The organism is Pedobacter sp. 05L430, assembly GCF_056397585.1.
In genome coordinates, this window is sequence record NZ_JBFTNT010000600.1 from 1 (window position 1) to 668 (window position 668).

The following is a 668-nucleotide window of genomic DNA, read 5'->3' on the forward strand; positions in this document are numbered from 1 at the left end:
GTACGAGAGAAACAAGCGTCACGACCAATTATTAACAACGATCGAGACCACGACCTCGAACTTTAATCAAGCTACAGACTTCGCACAAAAGCGTTTTATAAGCGCGGCGAGACATTAYATTGAACGGATTAATAACGATAATTTAAAACAAGATTTTCAAACAGCTATACAAAAAGAATTAGAAGATGTTAAAGCAGATACACAAAACGTAGTTAAAGAAGTTCAAAACAACCAATCCGAACTGCGACAAGCCAATAACAATTATAAAAAAATGATTGATGAACGTATGAAGAGCAACGCAATAGTGATTAAACAATATGATCAAGTCATACATCGTTTAACTAAAGGCATCACAGCCATGTTTTTTATCGTTGCCTTAGTGATGGTCGCCTTTTTAGTTATAAGTCCCTTAGGTGACTGGTTAGGCGTCCAACATTTTTACGAATGGCTGAACCACGTGCTTAAAACGGGGCATTCAGCATGGCGTTATTTCATGCTTGTTTTCTATCTTGTACCTTATATTTTATTTGGAATGCTTATATATGCCATTTTAAAAGCATATGAGCGTCTTTAATACAAAACAAATAGAAAATTACCTTTTGTTTAATGAAGAAGCTATATTAAGCTTAATATAACTTAGAAAGTAAAAAGGAGTGCTCGCCTTGAAT

General features: G+C 34.6%; 1 protein-coding gene. It reads left to right on the forward strand.

Going from position 1 to position 668, the window contains the following annotated elements; all coding sequences use genetic code 11:
- Positions 1–574: hypothetical protein (locus AC1DG9_RS27550; RefSeq protein WP_477635762.1), on the forward strand; the 574-nt coding region annotated here is incomplete at its 5' end.
- Between the last annotated feature and the right edge of the window lie 94 nt (positions 575–668).